This is a genomic window from Tardiphaga sp. 285_C5_N1_2 (assembly GCF_052076065.1).
Taxonomy (GTDB): domain Bacteria; phylum Pseudomonadota; class Alphaproteobacteria; order Rhizobiales; family Xanthobacteraceae; genus Tardiphaga; species Tardiphaga robiniae.
In genome coordinates this window covers 5,906,363-5,924,429 of sequence record NZ_CP197241.1, presented here as the reverse complement: position 1 = coordinate 5,924,429, position 18,067 = coordinate 5,906,363, and the positions used below count along the sequence as shown (strand labels likewise).

The 18,067-nt window shown below is 60.4% G+C and carries 16 protein-coding genes; 8 read left to right on the top strand and 8 right to left on the bottom strand.

Going from position 1 to position 18,067, the window contains the following annotated elements:
* Positions 1-7 precede the first annotated feature (7 nt).
* Entirely contained in the window at positions 8-736 is a 729-nt protein-coding gene (locus AB7951_RS28060) for a YggS family pyridoxal phosphate-dependent enzyme (protein ID WP_120287669.1), read from the bottom strand.
* A 75-nt stretch (positions 737-811) separates the two neighbouring features.
* On the opposite strand from AB7951_RS28060, the gene AB7951_RS28055 reads away from it, so the two are divergent.
* The 4 genes from AB7951_RS28055 to holA all read left to right on the top strand — a co-directional run bounded on the left by AB7951_RS28055 (position 812) and on the right by holA (position 6,876).
* Entirely contained in the window at positions 812-2,509 is a 1,698-nt protein-coding gene (locus AB7951_RS28055; RefSeq protein WP_120287670.1) for a diguanylate cyclase domain-containing protein, read from the top strand.
* Between the two features lie 181 nt (positions 2,510-2,690).
* Entirely contained in the window at positions 2,691-5,300 is a 2,610-nt protein-coding gene (leuS, locus tag AB7951_RS28050) for a leucine--tRNA ligase (RefSeq protein WP_441256101.1), read from the top strand.
* Positions 5,287-5,838, top strand: coding sequence for an LPS assembly lipoprotein LptE (locus AB7951_RS28045; RefSeq protein ID WP_089263131.1), 552 nt, complete (start codon positions 5,287-5,289; stop codon positions 5,836-5,838). The genes leuS and AB7951_RS28045 overlap by 14 nt, the downstream gene beginning before the upstream one ends.
* 9 nt (positions 5,839-5,847) lie before the next feature.
* Positions 5,848-6,876, top strand: coding sequence for a DNA polymerase III subunit delta (gene holA / locus AB7951_RS28040; RefSeq protein WP_439062036.1), 1,029 nt, complete (start codon positions 5,848-5,850; stop codon positions 6,874-6,876).
* Here holA and AB7951_RS28035 read toward each other — a convergent pair.
* The 3 genes from AB7951_RS28035 to rsmG all read right to left on the bottom strand — a co-directional run bounded on the left by AB7951_RS28035 (position 6,873) and on the right by rsmG (position 9,463).
* Entirely contained in the window at positions 6,873-7,763 is an 891-nt protein-coding gene (locus AB7951_RS28035) for a ParB/RepB/Spo0J family partition protein (RefSeq protein ID WP_120287673.1), read from the bottom strand. The two genes, holA and AB7951_RS28035, sit on opposite strands and share 4 nt — an antisense overlap.
* Positions 7,764-7,911: 148 nt before the next feature.
* The gene (locus AB7951_RS28030) at positions 7,912-8,766 is read right to left on the bottom strand and encodes a ParA family protein (RefSeq protein ID WP_068730223.1); all 855 of its coding nucleotides are present in this window, start codon (positions 8,764-8,766) and stop codon (positions 7,912-7,914) included.
* On the bottom strand, positions 8,753-9,463 hold the full coding sequence (gene rsmG, locus AB7951_RS28025; protein ID WP_120287674.1) for a 16S rRNA (guanine(527)-N(7))-methyltransferase RsmG: 711 nt from the start codon (positions 9,461-9,463) through the stop codon (positions 8,753-8,755). The genes AB7951_RS28030 and rsmG overlap by 14 nt, the downstream gene beginning before the upstream one ends.
* Positions 9,464-9,565: 102 nt before the next feature.
* Here rsmG and AB7951_RS28020 point away from each other — a divergent pair, with 102 nt between their 5' ends.
* Both AB7951_RS28020 and AB7951_RS28015 read left to right on the top strand, forming a co-directional pair.
* The gene (locus AB7951_RS28020; RefSeq protein ID WP_120287675.1) at positions 9,566-10,099 is read left to right on the top strand and encodes a DUF4269 domain-containing protein; all 534 of its coding nucleotides are present in this window, start codon (positions 9,566-9,568) and stop codon (positions 10,097-10,099) included.
* A gap of 85 nt (positions 10,100-10,184) precedes the next feature.
* Positions 10,185-10,373, top strand: a complete 189-nt coding sequence (locus AB7951_RS28015; protein WP_092141968.1) for a hypothetical protein — start codon at positions 10,185-10,187, stop codon at positions 10,371-10,373.
* A gap of 32 nt (positions 10,374-10,405) precedes the next feature.
* Here the strand turns inward: AB7951_RS28015 and mnmG are convergent, their stop codons facing one another.
* The 4 genes from mnmG to hemJ all read right to left on the bottom strand — a co-directional run bounded on the left by mnmG (position 10,406) and on the right by hemJ (position 16,146).
* The gene (gene mnmG / locus AB7951_RS28010; protein WP_120287676.1) at positions 10,406-12,277 is read right to left on the bottom strand and encodes a tRNA uridine-5-carboxymethylaminomethyl(34) synthesis enzyme MnmG; all 1,872 of its coding nucleotides are present in this window, start codon (positions 12,275-12,277) and stop codon (positions 10,406-10,408) included.
* 337 nt (positions 12,278-12,614) lie between these two features.
* Positions 12,615-13,949 (bottom strand): tRNA uridine-5-carboxymethylaminomethyl(34) synthesis GTPase MnmE, encoded by a 1,335-nt coding sequence (mnmE, locus tag AB7951_RS28005; RefSeq protein ID WP_120287677.1) that lies wholly within the window; start codon positions 13,947-13,949, stop codon positions 12,615-12,617.
* 234 nt (positions 13,950-14,183) lie between these two features.
* Complete coding sequence (gene rho / locus AB7951_RS28000) at positions 14,184-15,449, bottom strand: transcription termination factor Rho (RefSeq protein WP_068730228.1); 1,266 nt, start codon at positions 15,447-15,449, stop codon at positions 14,184-14,186.
* Positions 15,450-15,723: 274 nt separating this feature from the next.
* Positions 15,724-16,146 (bottom strand): protoporphyrinogen oxidase HemJ, encoded by a 423-nt coding sequence (hemJ, locus tag AB7951_RS27995; RefSeq protein ID WP_116659673.1) that lies wholly within the window; start codon positions 16,144-16,146, stop codon positions 15,724-15,726.
* A gap of 472 nt (positions 16,147-16,618) precedes the next feature.
* On the opposite strand from hemJ, the gene AB7951_RS27990 reads away from it, so the two are divergent.
* Together AB7951_RS27990 and AB7951_RS27985 are read left to right on the top strand one after the other, a co-directional pair.
* Complete coding sequence (locus tag AB7951_RS27990) at positions 16,619-17,458, top strand: pyruvate, water dikinase regulatory protein (RefSeq protein ID WP_089263669.1); 840 nt, start codon at positions 16,619-16,621, stop codon at positions 17,456-17,458.
* Entirely contained in the window at positions 17,455-18,063 is a 609-nt protein-coding gene (locus AB7951_RS27985) for a Maf family protein (RefSeq protein ID WP_120287678.1), read from the top strand. Before AB7951_RS27990 ends, AB7951_RS27985 begins: the two co-directional genes overlap by 4 nt.
* Positions 18,064-18,067: the final 4 nt, after the last annotated feature.

Sequence of the window (18,067 nt, the reverse complement as noted above, 5' to 3'; positions counted from 1 at the left end):
CGATGGCCTAGCGACGTCCGAAAATCGCCGAGCCGACGCGCACATGAGTTGCGCCGAACTGGATGGCGATGGCGAAGTCGGCGCTCATTCCCATGGATAATTGCGTGAGCCCGTTACGTGCAGCGATCTTCGCCGTCAGCGCGAAATGCGGCGCTGGCGCATCCTCAACCGGCGGAATGCACATCAGTCCGGAAATCGTCAGCCCGTACGTATCGCGGCAACGCGCCAGGAAATCATCAGCCTCGCCCGGTGCGATGCCGGCCTTTTGCGGTTCCTCACCAGTGTTGAGCTGTACGAAGAGCTGGGGCGTCCGCTGCTGCGCCTTCATCTCCTTGCTTAACGCTTCGCAAATGCTCGGTCGATCGACAGAGTGAATCGCATCGAACAAGGCGACCGCTTCCTTGGCCTTGTTGGACTGCAAAGGCCCTATCAAATGCAACGCAATCGCGGGTTGAGTGGCGATTAACGCCGGCCATTTGGATTTTGCCTCCTGGACGCGATTTTCGCCGAACACACGCTGACCGGACTGGATCACGGGCGCAATTGCGTCAGCCTCGAACGTCTTCGACACCGCGATCAACGTCACAGAACTGCGGTCCCGCCGTGCTTCGTTACATGCACGGAAGATATCGTACTCAACCGAAGCGAGTCCGTCGGTTGGTAAAGAAGACGTTACGCCTGACGACTCTTGCACGGATTTATTTTCAACCAAGGCGCGAACTTTCTTGAGATCCATTGCAGTTTAACGAATCCGGGAAAGGCTTTTTGAAGGCTTTGGAGTACCTATGTCCGCGGGGCTTAGGGATCGAAGATGTCACGCATCGGTATTAACCGCAATAAAGCGAGGCTTAGGGGAGCTCTCGGTATTCGCGCTCGACTGGTCCTGTTGGCCCTCATTCTGGTCGGGCCATTGATGGCGGAGCGAATTCGCTCACTCGATGCGACGCGTACCCACCAGATCGCGACGGCCGCGCGTGATTTCGCTGGTGTCGCCCAGCACAGCGCCGATGCACAGCGCGAAGTTTTCGCCTCGATCGAGGCCGTGCTGAAATCATCCGCCTACATCTATACGTCGGCCGCTCAGGTGAATCGGAGCTGCGCCATCATGCGGGCGAGCCTCCGCGGCGATATGCCGTGGCTGCGCAGCCTGACGGTGGCCGGCGCGGATGGCATCGCCATGTGCTCGACCTGGCCGGAAGTCATCGAGCAGAGATTCGATTTCAGCGATCGCCCCTATTTCAAGAAAGCGATAGCGACCGGTGAGTTTGTCGTCAGCGATTATCTGTTCAGCCGCTTGACGAACCAGCCGACAGTGATGGCTGCCTATCTCGCACCGGGCCTGACTAAGGACGACGATGCCGTGGTACTGGCGGCGGTGAATCTCGACTGGATGTCGAAGATCATGGGCAATCTCGGCGACCGGCCCGGTGTCACGACACTGCTGGTCGATCATGCCGGCACCGTGCTTGCAGCGCCGCCGACAAACGCCAGCGCGATTGGTCGGCCGATGGAAGACCTTGCTCTATTGCCGATGCTCGAAGCGCATCTGCGCAATACGGATAAGCAGACCGGTTCGCTGTCATTCAGCGCCAGTGACGGTTCACAGCGCACCGTATCATTCGCGACAATCCCTGGTACCGGCGCGCAATTGATCGTCAGCATCGACGAGGCCCGAGTCTCGGCGGTTGCCGATCGCGAGATCCGCACCGCCTATTTGCAGCTCGCCTTCGTTTGCCTGTTCGTTCTGCTTGGCGCGCTGGTGGTTGCGGAGCGACTGATCATCAAGCCGATCCAGATGATGGAGACCATGGCGCAGCGCTTCGGTCGCGGCGACTGGTCGGCCCGCGTAGCGCGGAACAAGCTGCCGGCCGAGTTCGTACCGCTGGCACGCGCATTTTACGGCATGGCGGCGCAGTTGCGTGGTCGCGAACGCGAATTGCGCGCCAGCAACGAGCAGCTCACGGTGCTTGCCTCCATCGACATGCTGTCTGGCCTTGCCAATCGGCGCGGCTTCCAGAGCCGCCTCGATTTCGAATGGCTGAAGGCCCAGCAATCCGGCGACCATCTGACGCTGCTGATGATCGACGTCGATCACTTCAAACTCTTCAACGACACCTATGGCCATCCCGAAGGCGATGCTTGCCTGGCGCGCGTCGGCGAAGCTCTCTCCAGCCTGGCCGATCGCTGCTCGGGCTTTGCCGGACGCTATGGCGGCGAGGAATTCTGCCTGCTGCTGCCGGGCACCGAGGTCGCCCGCGGCGTCCAAATCGGCGAAATGGTACGCGCGGCAATCTGGAACCTGGCGGTCTCCCATGCCACCAGCGCACATCAGCGGGTCACGGTCAGTGTCGGCGTGGCCTCGACGATGCCAGCTACGCTGGAGACGGCGAACGATTTGATCGAGGCAGCCGATGCCTCGCTCTACGCCGCCAAACGGCGTGGCCGCAACACCGTGGTGGAGCACGGCTTCGTCCGGGCATATGGCACGGCCGTGTCGCTGGCGGGGTGAGACGGCGGGCCCCCGCCCCTGGCCCGTTTCTTGTCTTAAACCATTGACCTAACGCGGCCTTTTATGGCCTAGTCCCCCGCCTCAGCGCGAATTCAGCCCGAGCAAGCACCGGTTTGCGACCTCGTTCGCGCGTCCATGATCTGAGAAGCGCTCGAACCGGCCGGCGGATTTCAAAAACACCATGAGCAACGAACGTTACAACGCCCGCGAGACCGAACCGCGCTGGCAGCGCGTCTGGGACGACAAGGCGATCTTCGCCACCAAGAACGACGATCCGCGCGAGAAGTATTACGTACTCGAGATGTTCCCCTATCCGTCGGGGCGCATCCATATGGGCCATGTCCGCAACTATACGATGGGCGACGTGGTTGCGCGCTTCCAGCGCGCGCAGGGCAAGAACGTGCTGCATCCGATGGGCTGGGATGCGTTCGGCCTGCCCGCCGAGAACGCCGCGATCGAGCGCAAAGTCGCTCCGAAGGCGTGGACCTATGAGAACATCGCGTCGATGAAAAAGCAGCTGCAGACCATGGGTTTGTCGCTGGACTGGTCGCGCGAATTCGCAACCTGCGACCCTACCTACTACAAGCATCAGCAGAAGATGTTTCTCGATTTCATGCGGGCAGGTTTGGCCGAGCGCAAGAAGTCCAAGGTGAACTGGGATCCGGTCGACCATACCGTGCTGGCCAATGAGCAGGTGATCGACGGCCGCGGCTGGCGCTCAGGGGCGCTGGTGGAGCAGCGCGAGCTGACCCAGTGGTTCTTCAAGATCAGTAAATATTCCGACGAGCTGCTGTCTGCCCTGGATACGCTGGATCGCTGGCCCGACAAGGTGCGCCTAATGCAGCGCAACTGGATCGGCAAGTCGGAAGGTCTGCATTTCCAGTTCGGACTGATCGGCGCACCCGCGGGATTCGACAAACTGCCGGTGTTCACGACACGCCCGGACACGATGTATGGCCCGACTTTCGCTGCGATCTCGCCGGATCATCCGCTGGCGAAAGCGCTGGCAGAAAAAGACCCCAACGTTGTCGCCTTCATCGAGGAATGCCATCGCATGGGCACCTCGCAGGCCGAGATCGACACAGCCGAGAAGCTCGGCTTTGACACCGGCATCAAGGTCACGCATCCCGCCGACGCGTCATGGACACTGCCACTCTATATCGCAAACTTCGTGCTGATGGATTACGGCACCGGCGCCATCATCGGCTGCCCCGCACACGATCAGCGCGACCTGGATTTTGCGCGCAAGTACGACCTGCCGGTGCTCGACGTGTTCGTGCCCGTCGGTAACGATGAGCGCGTTGGTAACATCGCTTTCGCTCCGGCGAAAAGTGAGACTGTGCAGTATGTCCGTTGGGTGGGTGCACCCGGTGTGATGACCTGCGAAGAAGCGATGAAGAAGTCGCTCGAGATTTTCGAGAAGGACGGCTGGGGCAAGCGCGAGATCAATTTCCGCCTGCGCGACTGGGGCATCTCACGTCAGCGCTATTGGGGTTGCCCGATCCCGATCATCCACTGCCCGAGCTGCGATATCGTGCCGGTGCCGGACAAGGATCTGCCGGTCGTGCTGCCGGAGGACGTTTCCTTCGACAAGCCGGGCAATGCGCTCGATCATCATCCGACGTGGAAGCATGTGAAGTGCCCGAACTGCGGCGCGGATGCGCGGCGCGAAACCGATACCATGGACACCTTCGTGGATTCGTCCTGGTACTTCACGCGCTTCACGGATCCATGGAACACGTCGGCACCCACGACGACCGCCGTTGCCAATCGAATGATGCCTGTCGATCAGTATATCGGCGGCGTCGAGCACGCGATCCTGCATCTGCTGTACAGCCGCTTCTTCACCCGCGCCATGAAGGCCACCGGCCACGTCAATTTCGACGAGCCGTTTGCCGGCATGTTCACGCAAGGCATGGTGGTGCACGAGACCTACAAGAAACAGGACGGCACCTTCGCCTCACCGGCCGAGATCAACATCGAGATCGGCGGTAACGGCCAACGCGCTACGCTGATCGCCACTGGCGAAGACATCACCATCGGCCCGATCGAAAAGATGTCGAAGTCGAAGCGCAACACAGTCGACCCCGACGACATCATGGGCACCTACGGCGCCGATACCGCCCGTTGGTTCATGCTGTCGGATTCGCCGCCCGACCGCGACGTCATCTGGAGCGAAGAAGGCGTCAAAGGCGCTTCGCGCTTCGTGCAGCGTCTGTGGCGGCAGATCAACGAATCAGCCGCGCACGGCAAATCGGCGCCGGCAGCCCGGCCGGCTGAATTCGGCCCCGATGCCTTGGCGATCCGCAAGGCGGCCCATGGCGCGCTCAGCAAGGTCTCGACCGAGATCGAAAAGCTGCATTTCAATGTCTGCCTCGCCCATATCCGCGAATTTTCCAATGTGCTGGGCGAAGCTTTAGCGAAGCCGGGAACTCTGGCCCCGGACGTCTGCTGGGCGCTGCACGAGGCCTCGGTCATTCTTGTTCAACTGTTTGCGCCGATGATGCCGCATCTGGCCGAGGAATGCTGGGGCGTACTGGGGCAACCGGGCATGATCTCGGAAGCCCGTTGGCCGCAAATCGAGCCCAATCTGCTGGTTGAAGACACCATGACCCTGCCGGTACAGGTCAACGGCAAGAAGCGCGGAGAAGTCACAGTGGCCCGGGAAGCGACTAACCCGGAAATTGAGGCTGCCGCTCTGGCGCTCGATGCTGTAAAACAAGCTCTCGACGGCAAACCCGTCAAGAAGGTCATCGTCGTCGCCCAGAGGATCGTGAATGTTGTCGGCTAAATCCCGTATTGCCGCCCGGCTCATGGTCGTCGCCACCCTGGCGGCGCTGACGGCCGGCTGCTTCCAGCCGATGTATGCCGAGCGTGGCGACGGTAAACCCGGCCTGCGCGAGAAGCTGCAGGGCGTCGAGGTTCCGCCGCTAGACTATCCCAACGCGTCGCCGCAAGCCCGTGTCGGCGTGAATATCCGCAATGCACTGATGTTCAAGATGTACGGCAGCGCTACCGGCCTGCCGCCGACCTATCAGCTGAAGATCCGTTTCAACCCAAGCCGGACCTCGCTGATCGTCGACCCGAATACCGCGCTGCCGACCAGCGAAAATTACGGTATCGACGCGACCTATGGCCTGATCGAGATCGCCACCGGAAAGCAGGTCCTGACCGGCAGCACCTTCTCCCGCGTCACCTATGACATCCCCGGTCAGCTGCAGCGCTTCGCCCGTGCCCGCGCCTATCGCGACGCCGAGGACCGCGCGGCGGGTGAGATCGCTGACAACATCAATACCCGTCTGGCGTCGTTCTTCTACGCCGGCACCTAAGCCTGTCGCGTGGTCGCGCTTCGCGGAAAAGATATCGACACGTTCCTGGCCAGGCCGGATGCCGGCCGGCCCATTATCCTGCTCTACGGAGCTGACGCTGGACTCGTTCGCGAACGCGCCGACGCGCTGATGAAATCCGCGGTCGACGATCCCAATGATCCATTTTCGCTGGTTCGCATGGACGGCGATGATTTGGCCGCCGAGCCGTCGCGTCTCGTCGAAGAAGCCATGACGGTGCCGCTGTTCGGCGGTCGTCGCGCGATCCGCGTCCGCGCAGGCTCCAAGAATTTTTCCAGCGGCGTCGACACGCTCGCCGATTCCGACATCAAGGACTGCCGCATCGTGATCGAGGCCGGCGAGCTCAGGCCGGAATCACCTTTGCGGAAAGTCTGCGAGAAGGCCAGGACCGCGGTGGCCATCGCCTGTTACCCCGACACCGAGCGCGATCTCGCAAAGCTTATCGATGAAGAGCTCCGCGTCTCCAATCTCCGCATGGCGCCGGATGCACGCGCCACACTAATGTCGCTGCTCGGCGGCGATCGGCAGGCATCGCGTAACGAGCTCCGCAAGCTCACGCTCTATGCGCATGGTACCGGCGAAGTCACGCTCGACGACGTGATGGCCGTCGTCGCCGACGCGTCCGAGCTGAAGATCGATCCAATTGTCGACGGCGCCTTTGCCGGGAATCCCGCCGCGGTGGAAGTCGAGTTCAACAAGGCGATGATCGCCGGAACTTATCCGGGCATGATCATGATGGCCGCGCAGCGCCAGGCCGCATTGCTGCACAAAGCCAGCCTGCTGGTGGAGGCTGGTAGTTCGGCATCAGCAGCCGTGGAAAGCGGATTTCCGCGGCTGCATTTTTCCCGCAAGGGAACGGTGGAAGCAGCGCTGCGAAATTTCTCCGCACAGCGGCTGGTGAACATCATCGACCAGCTCGCTGTCGCCGCCCTCGACGTCCGCAAGCAAAACGCCCTCGGCGCGGTGATCGCACAGAGGGCGTTGATGTCGATTGCCGTGAATGCAAGGCGGCGCGGTTAGCTCTCCGAATCCAGCCGCTTCAGAATTTCGTCGAGCTGATCGAGATCACGATACTTGATGATCACGGTGCCGCCGGGATCGCGGTGATCCACCGACACCTTCAGCCCGAGCACGTCGCTGACCCGCTTTTCCAGCGCGATCGTGTCGGCATCCTTCGCCGCCTTGGGAGACGACGTGCGGGGCTTCTGCGGCGCGCGTTCCGGCACGCCCTCTTCGTGCGCGAGTGCTTCGGTCTGACGAACGTTCAGTCCCTCGGCGATGATCCGCTTCGCAGCGCCCGATGCGTCCGGCAGGTTGATCAGCGCGCGAGCGTGACCGTTGGACAACTGACCGGAAGCGATCAGGCCCTGCACGTCCTCGGGCAGCTTGGTGAGGCGCATCATGTTGGCGACATGGCTGCGGCTCTTGCCGACGATTTTCGCGATCTCGTCCTGGCTGTGTTTGTAGGTCTCGGCGAGCGCGTGATAGCCCTGCGCCTCTTCCATCGCGTTGAGATCTTCGCGCTGGACGTTTTCGATGATCGCGATTTCCATCGCGGCCGAATCCGTCACGTCGAGCGGCACGATCGGCACTTCATGTAGACCGGCGATCTGCGACGCGCGCCAGCGGCGTTCGCCGGCGATAATCTCGAAGCGATCGTTGCTACCCTTCACCGGCCGCACCACGATCGGCTGGATCACGCCATGCTGCTTGATCGACGCCGCGAGTTCGCTGAGTTCCGCATCCGCAAAGACCCGCCGCGGATTGCGCGGATTGGCCTTGAGAAATTCGATAGGCACCTTGCGCTGGTTACGCGAAGGACGCTCGACATGCGCGGCTTCGCCGCCGACATCGCCGATCAGACTTGCAAGACCGCGGCCCAGCCGCGAACGCGCTTCATCAGCCATCGCCAATCCCTTCGAACTCATCGCGCCACTCCGTACTCAAACTTGAAATTCGGTTGCAGGCTGGGCCAAGGCGTACTTGCGCCGTGCCTGCCATTATCGTTTGCAATCCGCTGTTGTGGGCACGCTGTGCTTTGCCCACCCGACTTGCTCAGTGAGCGGTGCGCAGGTCGCGCTCGCGCTGGATCACTTCGGTCGCGAGCCGCAGATAGGCTTCAGAGCCCGAGCACTTCAGGTCATAGACCAGCACCGGCTTGCCGTAGGACGGCGCTTCCGAAATGCGGACGTTGCGCGGAATCATGGTCTCGTAGACCTTGCTGCCCATGAATTCGCGGACATCGGCAACCACCTGGTTTGACAGGTTGTTGCGCGAGTCGAACATGGTCAGCACGATGCCATGGATCGACAGGTTCGGATTCAGCGTCGAGCGCACCTGCTCCACGGTCTGCAACAATTGCGACAGACCTTCGAGTGCGAAGAACTCACACTGCAGCGGAACGAGAATCGCATCCGACGCGGCCATGGCATTGACGGTGAGAAGGTTGAGCGATGGCGGGCAATCGATCAGCACGTAAGTATAGTCGGAGCCCGGCGAGACATTGTTGTTCAACTCGCCGATCGCATCGCGCAGCCGGAAGGCGCGGTCGCGGGCCGAACCGAGTTCAAGCTCGAGGCCCGACAGATCCATAGTCGAGGCGGCTATGTGCAGACGCGGCACGGCGGTGACGACGACGGCGTCGCGCAGCGGCGCTTCGCCGATCAGAACGTCATAGGTCGAGCAGTTGCGATTGCGACGATCGATGCCGAGACCGGTGGACGCATTGCCCTGCGGATCGAGATCGACGATCAACACGCGCTCGCCGATCGCGGCGAGTGCGGTGCCGAGATTAATCGCGGTCGTGGTCTTGCCAACGCCGCCCTTCTGATTCGCCAGCGCCAGGATGCGGGGATGGCCAGGCACCGTATTTGACGTATGCTCTTGATATTGCTGATCAATTACGGTCATTGGTGTGGCCATTTTGGTTTGCGGACGGGGTCAGTCGCTCGATCCGGTCGAGTTCGACGATCCAGCCTTGTCCGCCGGTCAGGCTGGCATGCAGGCGCGGGCTTATATTCCAATATCTAGTAGCTTCGGTCAATTCCGATTCTACATCTTGACCCTTGAGAAATAAGGCTTTTGTGCCCGACTTCATCAGGGGCTCGGCGAAACCGATGACGATATGTAACGAGGCAACGGCACGCGCGGTGATGCAATCGACATGCTCGGGAAATCTATCCACATTATCCCCGATGTCAGCCAGATGAATTGTGCCTGGGGCTTGCGTCACTCGCAGCGCTTCGCGCAGGAACGCCGCCTTCTTGGCGTTGCGCTCGACGAGATGAACATGTCCGCCAGCGACATCACCCATGGCACAGGCCAGAACCACACCGGGGAAACCTCCGCCGCTGCCGAAGTCGAGCCAGGTCATGGCTGAAGGCGCGAGGTTCAGAAGCTGCAGCGAATCCGAGATATGGCGCGTCCAGAGATTTGGAAGCGTGGCCGGCGAAATCAGATTTGTCTTGGCCTGCCACTGCAGCAACAGGTCGACATAGCGATCGAGCCTGTCTTCCGTTTCACGTGAAACAGGTGTCAGCCGCAAGGCCGCAGCCTTATCGGCATCGAGCCGGGGTGCGGGAGCCGCTTGCTGGGATCGTTGCGCCATTGGATTGTCTGAAAAGCTGTTGGGACCCATCCATACTCTGAGTCCATTACAGCCGCTATCAAATTGCCGGATTGAGGCGACGAATCCGGGCGGGAATTGCCGATGAATGAGCGACCGACCTATCAGGATGCCCTTCGACGCGCCGGCCTGCTCCGCATCCTCGAACCATTCGACCCGCATGTGATCGGCACGCTGCCGCTCGGTGTCGCCCGGCCCAACAGTGACATCGATATCATCTGTTGCGCCGCCGACCTGTCCGCGGCTGTTGAACTTGTCTGGAAGCACTTCGGCGAGTCCGAAAGCTTTGCCATCTATCAATGGTCGGCCAAAGGCCGACCGGTGATCGCGACATTCGAAGCGTATGGATGGCCATTCGAAATCTTCGTCAGCTCGACTCCGGTACAGGATCAAGCTGGCTGGCGGCACTTCGAGGTCGAGAAGCGACTGCTGACCCTGGGCGGACCCGCCTTCCACACCGCCATCTGCGCGTTACGGGCCGGAGGAGTAAAGACAGAGCCTGCCTTTGCGCGTGCTCTCAAGCTTGAAGGCGACCCTTACGCCGTCCTGTACGACCTGTTCAGCACCTCTGATAACCAGCTGAATGCCGTCCTGAGGGCGCAAGGGTTTGCAGTATAGAGGATTCAGGACAGTGAGTTGACCAGGATCAATGCGAGCAGGACGAGTCCGGCCTCCAATGAATCATCGTTGGAGGCAGATGACCATGAGTGTGATCGTACGGCTTTTCCTGATGCTGGCAGCACCCATCACGGCGCTGTTCGTCTCGCGTGATGCACTCAATTTCGATGTGGTCCAGACGATCGTCGCCGTGATCCTCTTTACGGTGGCCGTCGCAGCTATTGCCTTCTGGCCCCGCCGGCCAGCGAAGCCATCTTCAACGGAGCCGCGTTGATTTCGGCTTCCTGTTTCACGTGAAACAACCGACTAGGCCAAAGCAGCCTTCGGCTTGCGTGCTTCGCGGCGGAGATAGGCCGCGAGAATGGCCAATGCGGCCGGAGTCATACCATCCAGACGTCCCGCCTGCCCCACAGTGTGAGGAAGCGCTGCCTTGAGCTTCGCCCGGGCCTCATTGGACAGTCCGGGGACCGCATCATAGTCGACATCCACCAGCGAGAGACCCTCGTCACGGCGAAAAGCCTCCACATCCGCGGTCTGACGCTTCAGATAGACATCATATTTGGCATCGATCTCGATATGGGTGCCGATCGCTGGGTCAATGGCCGATAATTCTGGCCAGATCCGGATCACGGTGGCCCATTCGGTCTCTGGGTAGGACAGGAGATCGAAGGCAGAGCGACGCTGACCGTCGTGATTGAGCACCAGACCATGCTTCGCCGCCCCGTTAGGAGTGATCGACAGCGCCTGGGTCAGGGCCTTACCGACGGTGAGGGCTTCCATCTTGGCGCCATGCCGGACCGAACGAGCGCTGCCGACACATCCCAGGCTGATACCCTTGTCGGTCAGGCGCTGATCGGCGTTGTCGGCACGCAGCGTGAGACGATACTCGGCCCGCGAAGTGAACATCCGATAGGGCTCGGTAATCCCGCGGGTGACCAGATCGTCGATCATCACGCCGAGATAGCCATCGGCGCGATCGAATACGGTCAACTGGCTACCGCTCGCCACCAAAGCCGCATTCAGACCGGCGACGAGACCCTGGGCGGCGGCTTCTTCGTATCCTGTGGTGCCATTGATCTGCCCGGCCAGAAACAGGCCAGGGACGCGCTTGGTTTGCAGCGTCGGATCGAGTTCGCGGGGATCGACGTGGTCATATTCGATCGCATAACCCGGGCGGACCATGCGGACTCGCTCGAGACCGGGGATCGAGGCCAGGATCGCAGCCTGAACCTCCTCGGGCAGTGAGGTAGAGATGCCGTTGGGATAGACCGTGGAGTCATCGAGGCCTTCCGGCTCCAGGAAGATCTGGTGACCATCGCGATCGCCAAAGCGGACGATCTTGTCCTCGATGGACGGGCAATAGCGCGGCCCTGAGCTCTTGATCTGGCCGGAATACATCGGCGAACGATGCACATTGGCGCGGATCACCTCATGGGTGGCCGGTGTGGTGCGCGTAATGCCGCACTGGATCTGCGGATTGGTGATCCGCTCGGTCATGACCGAGAACGGCTCCGGCGGATCGTCGGCGGACTGCATCTCTACCCCGGCCCAGTCGATGGTGGTCCCATCGAGCCGCGGTGGCGTGCCGGTCTTGAGCCGTCCGAGGGTAAAACCGACGCGCTCGAACGCCTTGGACAGGCCGAGTGCGGGAGCTTCATCGATCCGGCCAGCGGGCCAGTTCTTCTCGCCGAGATGGATCAGGCCGCGCAGAAAGGTCCCAGTGGTGATGACCACCGATCCGGCGGAGAGTTCGCGGCCGTCGGCCAGACGGATGCCAGTGACCCGGCCATTTGACATCAGCAGGTCGTCGGCCTCGCCTTCAACCACACTCAGATTCTCGGTCGCCACGATCGCCGCCTGCATCGCTGCAGCGTAAAGCTTGCGGTCCGCCTGGGTGCGCGGGCCGCGGACGGCCGGGCCCTTCTTGCGATTGAGCATCCGGAACTGGATGCCGCCGGCATCGGCCACGCGTCCCATCAATCCGTCCAGCGCATCGACTTCGCGAACCAGATGACCCTTGCCCAGACCGCCGATGGCGGGGTTGCAGGACATCGCGCCAATAGTCGCGAACTGGTGCGTGACCAGTGCCGTCTGCGCGCCCATGCGCGCAGCACCAGCCGCGGCCTCGCAGCCGGCATGGCCTCCCCCGATTACGATGACGTCAAACTTGTCCTGCATGGCCGCAGCTTCTAACGCGGGTGACGCCAGGATTGAAGGGAAATCCACAGGCGGTGTTTCACGTGAAACAACAGACGTCCTTGAAGAGGATCAGAGAGCCGGACTGTTTCACGTGAAACAGACTCTTGTTTAGCCTCTTGTTAGCGCGCCGTGGCGAGGGGCATATTGCAACGAAGGAGTCTTGTTTTTGCAAGACAGCTACCCGGCCTTCTGGATTGCTTCGCTCGCTCGCAATGATGGCTGAAATCTCTATACTTTTACCGAGAGTTCCACGTACCGAGAGTTCCACGCCGAATTGATTCAATATTCATTTCATTAAAAAATGAATAAAGAAATATTACTTACCTATACAAAAATCTCGGAAGATGCTATCGAGGATATCTTCCACATCGACACGTCCCAGCAGCAGTCCCAATTGCTGCGCCGCAGCACGCATATCCTCGGCAACGAATTCTTCCCCTTGCTCAGCCGATGCTGCAGCATGCTGCAGCAAACTCGATGTGCTGCGCAGCAAAAGACGCTGCCGCTCCCGGGTAATCAGCCCAGCCTCACCGCTCCCAAAGTACCGACCGGCGAAGTCGACCAGCAGGGCCAACAGTTGTGCGAGGCCATCGCCGCGCTCTGCAGAAATTGCGATCAACAAGTCTGGCCCGTCCGACACACCCTGGATCAGATCGACCTTGTTCCGGACCACCCAGACCGGCGTTTCAGATTCCGCCAACCATTGCCCCGGATTGGACGCCTCCGCGCCGGAGTCGACCAGCCATAGCACCAGATCCGCTTCGGCCGCCCGAGCCCGCGCCCGGCGCACGCCCTCCTCTTCCACCGGATCCGCTGTCTCGCGGATGCCGGCGGTGTCGATGATCGTCACCGGATAACCGTCGAGGTCCAGCTGCACCTCGATAACGTCCCGGGTGGTGCCGGCATGCGGTGAAACAATTGCCACGTCGCGCCGGGCGAGCTGATTCATCAGCGTCGATTTGCCGACATTAGGCTGACCCGCGATGGCCACCACCAGACCGTCGCGCAACCGCTCGCTTCGACCCTGCGCCGCCAGCACCTCCTCGATCTCCCGATGCAGCGCCGATGCTTTCGCCAAAGCCGGCGCCAGCAATTCGGCGGATACGTCGCCTTCGTCAGAAAAATCGATGCCGACTTCGACCAGGGCCAGCGCCTCGATGATCTGCTGTCGCCAGTTGCGCGCCTTGTCGCCGAGCAGTCCCTTGAGCTGCCGCAGCGCCTGACGCCGCTGCCGGTCAGTGTCCGCGTGAATCAGATCGTCGAGGCCTTCCGCCTCAGTCAGATCGAGCTTGCCGTTCTCGAACGCTCGGCGTGTAAATTCGCCGGGCTCCGCCGGCCGCAAGCCGTCGATAGCGCCCAGCACCTCGAACAAGGAGGCCAGTACCGCGCGCCCACCGTGGATATGAAACTCGGCAATGTCCTCGCCGGTCGCGCTCGCTGGCCCCGGAAACCACAGCACCACCGCATCGTCGATCGGGCCGAGCCGGTCATCCGAGAGGAGAACATGGGTGGCCATCCGCGGCGCCGGCAGCTTCCTTGCCAGACGCGTCAGCGCCTCACCTGCCTGAGGACCTGACACGCGGACAATCGCAATCGCCGTCGGCGGGCGGCCGGAGGACAAAGCGTAGATCGTCTGGTCGCGTGGATGCATCGCCTATTTGCCGATGGGGGCGATGCGATGCAATGGGGATTCTGAACCCAGAATCCCGAGATGTTTAAGACAATCCGTGATTCCGGGTCTGTGCATCAGGCGTCTTCGCCGACCTCCGTACATCCCGGAATGACAGTCACGGCCAGTACAAAGAACCGACACAAAAAAGCGCCGCTGCTTTCGCAACGGCGCGTTTTGCAGTCCTGAAGCTGTTCGCTCGAACAGCCTCGAAACTTACGTATTCATCGAATCGAAGAATTCCGAGTTGTTCTTCGTGTTGCGAAGCTTGTCGAGCAGGAAGTCGATAGCGTCCATCGTGCCCATCGGATTGAGGATCCGGCGGAGCACATACATCTTCTTGAGCAGCTGCGGATCGGTGATGAGCTCTTCCTTGCGGGTGCCCGAGCGCGAGATATCGATCGCCGGGAAGGTCCGCTTGTCCGAGACCTTGCGGTCCAGGATGAGTTCCGAGTTACCGGTGCCCTTGAATTCTTCGAAAATGACTTCGTCCATACGGCTGCCAGTATCGACCAGCGCGGTAGCGATGATGGTCAGCGAACCACCTTCTTCCACATTACGGGCCGCACCGAAGAAGCGCTTCGGCCGCTGCAGCGCGTTGGCGTCGACACCACCGGTCAGCACCTTGCCGGATGACGGCACCACGGTGTTGTAGGCGCGGCCAAGGCGGGTGATCGAATCCAGCAGGATGACCACGTCGCGGCCATGTTCGACAAGGCGCTTGGCCTTCTCGATCACCATTTCGGCGACCTGAACGTGACGGACGGCCGGTTCGTCGAAGGTCGAGGAAACGACTTCGCCCTTCACCGAACGCTGCATGTCGGTGACTTCCTCCGGACGTTCGTCGATCAGAAGAACGATCAGATAGCATTCCGGGTGGTTGGCGGTGATCGAATGCGCGATGTTCTGCATCAGCACGGTCTTACCCGTACGCGGCGGCGCGACGATCAGTGCGCGTTGACCCTTACCGATCGGCGCGACGATGTCGATGACACGCGCCGAGAGATCGCGGCGGGTCGAATCTTCCAGCTCGAGGCGGAAGCGCTGGTCCGGAAACAGCGGGGTGAGGTTGTCGAAATTGACCTTGTGCTTCGACTTCTCGGGATCTTCAAAGTTGAGCGTATTGACCTTGAGCAAAGCGAAATAACGTTCGCCTTCCTTCGGGCTGCGGATATGGCCTTCGACCGTATCGCCAGTGCGCAGGCCAAAACGGCGGATCTGCGAGGGCGAGACGTAGATATCGTCCGGACCCGGCAGGTAGTTCGCATCGGGTGACCGCAAGAAGCCGAAGCCGTCGGAGAGAACCTCAACGACGCCTTCACCGATGATGTCGGTTTCCTTGATCGCCAGCTGCTTCAAGCTCGCGAACATCAGCTCCTGCTTGCGCATGGTGCTGGCATTTTCGACCCCGAGCTCTTCCGCAAACGAGACAAGCTCGGCTGGCGTCTTGGCCTTGAGGTCCTGGAGTTTCATTTCCCGCATTGGGAGGGATCCTGTGGAAAGTCGGGGAGGGAGCGCGAGGTAGCCAAGACGGATGCGGACGCTGGAAAAGATCAGGAAAGTCCGCAGGTCTCTGGCCAGGAAGTCTTGAGCGAGGAAGGTGCTGAAGGAGCTTCAAACCTGATGCGGTGGCCGGTTCAAAAAGCGAAACCGGTACAAACCACATCCGCCTGCGTGGGGTGGGATGACGCGAATATAGAAAATCGCAGGGTGTCGCGCAAGGAGCCGAAACGGCGGTTGTGATGACAAATTTGGCCTAGAACGGCTTCACGATCACCAAAATGACGATCAGGATCATCAAAATTGTGGGTACCTCGTTGATAATTCGATAGAATTTAGAAGTCCGCGTATTTTTGTCCTGAGCAAAATCACGCACCCGGGCACTCAGGAAGCCATGAACACCAGACATCAGCAGCACCAGCGTCAGTTTGGCGTGAAACCAGCCCGAGCTGAACCAGTGACCGGCCCAGGCGAGATACAGGCCGAGGATCCAGGTGGCGATCATCGCCGGATTGATGATCGCCTTGAGCAGACGACGCTCCATCACCTTGAAGGTTTCGGATTGCTTCGAGCCGATCTCCGCATCGCAGTGATAGACGAACAGTCGCGGCAGATAGAGCATCCCCGCCATCCAGGAGATGACGGCGATCACATGCAGCGCCTTGGCCCATTCATACATTCGAAAGTTCTTTCCAGCATCGCTGCGTCACACCGCACGTGCAGACACCGGAACATTTCACCGGAAAGCCGCGTTGCAGGACGCGCCGATACAGAGCGGATCACCGCACTATCCGCAAGGCATCCTTCTCTTAAATAATATTTATAGAATCTTAGGTTTGAGTCTAAGTGACAGTGGATTTCAGCCGCCCAAAACAATCCCGGAACTGTCCCACGCTTATGCACATCGCCACGTGATTTCCCCAAAGCGGCTTGCATGCAAGTTCGATATGCAGCGCAAAGGCTTACCGTCGCCGTGCACTGGATTATCCCAAGACAAACCCGGATAACCCCATTATCATTCAGAGCAGCCTCAGAGCTTTTCCTCTTCATGAGCCCTGTGAAGAAAAAACCGAGTTATCCCGGGCCCGCCGAGGCGATGGTCGATTTCCCGGAAAAGCTCCACAGAGATTCACAGGACATACACGATCATGGTGCCCACCACCGGCAGCTATTTTCATCTTCATCTGGTCTCCGATTCGACCGGTGAGACGTTGATCACGGTGGCCCGCGCCGTCGCGGCGCAATATGCGAATGTCACGCCGGTCGAGCATGTCTATCCGCTGGTCCGCAGCCAGAAACAACTCGATCGCGTGCTCTCCGAAATAGAGGAAGCGCCCGGCATCGTTCTCTTCACGCTGCTGGAAAAAGATCTGGTTGGCCGGTTGGAAGCCAAGTGCCAGGAGATCAACAGCCCGAGCCTGTCGATCATCGGGCCAGTGATGCAGCTGTTTCAGGCTTATCTTGGTGCGTCGACCACCGGCCGCGTCGGTGCGCAGCACACGCTCAACGCCGAATATTTCAAGCGTATCGACGCGCTGAATTATTCGATGATGCATGACGATGGCCAGCATGTGGAAGGCCTCGAAGAAGCGGATGTGGTTCTGGTCGGCGTCTCGCGCACGTCGAAGACACCGACATCGATCTATCTTGCCAATCGTGGTGTGCGCACGGCCAATGTGCCGCTCGTCCCCGGCATCCCCATTCCCCATCAGCTTGAGACGTTGAAAAATCCGCTGGTGGTCAGCCTGCACGCGACGCCGGAGCGCTTGATTCAGATTCGCCAGAACCGGCTTCTCAGCATTGGCAGTGATACGGCCAATGACGATTATATCGATCGCCAGTCGGTCACGGACGAAGTCACCTATGCTCGCAAGCTTAGCGCCAAATACGGCTGGGCTTTGTTGGAAGTGACACGTCGCTCCATCGAGGAAACCGCGGCGGCCATCATGAAACTGTTGGCCGATCGCCAGCGTCAGAGGATGTCCGAATGACCATTTGGCGTGGCGTGCAACCGCTGATCCTGGCGTCGCAAAGTTTGGCGCGTCGTGAGTTGCTGGCGAATGCTGGCATTACGTTTGACGCGATGCCGGCGGATATCGACGAGCGCGGCATCCAGCAGAAATCCGGATTGACGGCGCCTGGCGAGATCGCAGCCTTGCTAGCCGAGCGGAAGGCAGCCTTTATCTCGCTGCGTCATCCCGGCCGCTATGTTCTTGGCGCCGATCAAATCCTGGCGCTCGGCGATCGGATGTTCAGCAAACCCGCCGGACGGGAACAGGCGGCCGAACAACTTGCGATCCTCGCGGGCCGGACCCACGAATTGCATTCAGCGCTTGCCGTCGTTTGCGATGGTGCGACGTTGTTCTCCAATGTCTCCGTGGCGCATATGACCATGCGCAAGCTGGATGATGAGGCGATCAATGCCTATCTGGACGCTGCGGGCGACAAGGTGACGACGAGTGTCGGCGCCTATCAGCTCGAAGGTCTGGGTGTGCATCTGTTCGAGCTGATTGAAGGCGATCACTTTACCATTCTCGGCCTACCGCTGCTGCCGCTGTTGAGTTTCCTGCGCGGCGAAGAGATGATCGCGATCTGATTTT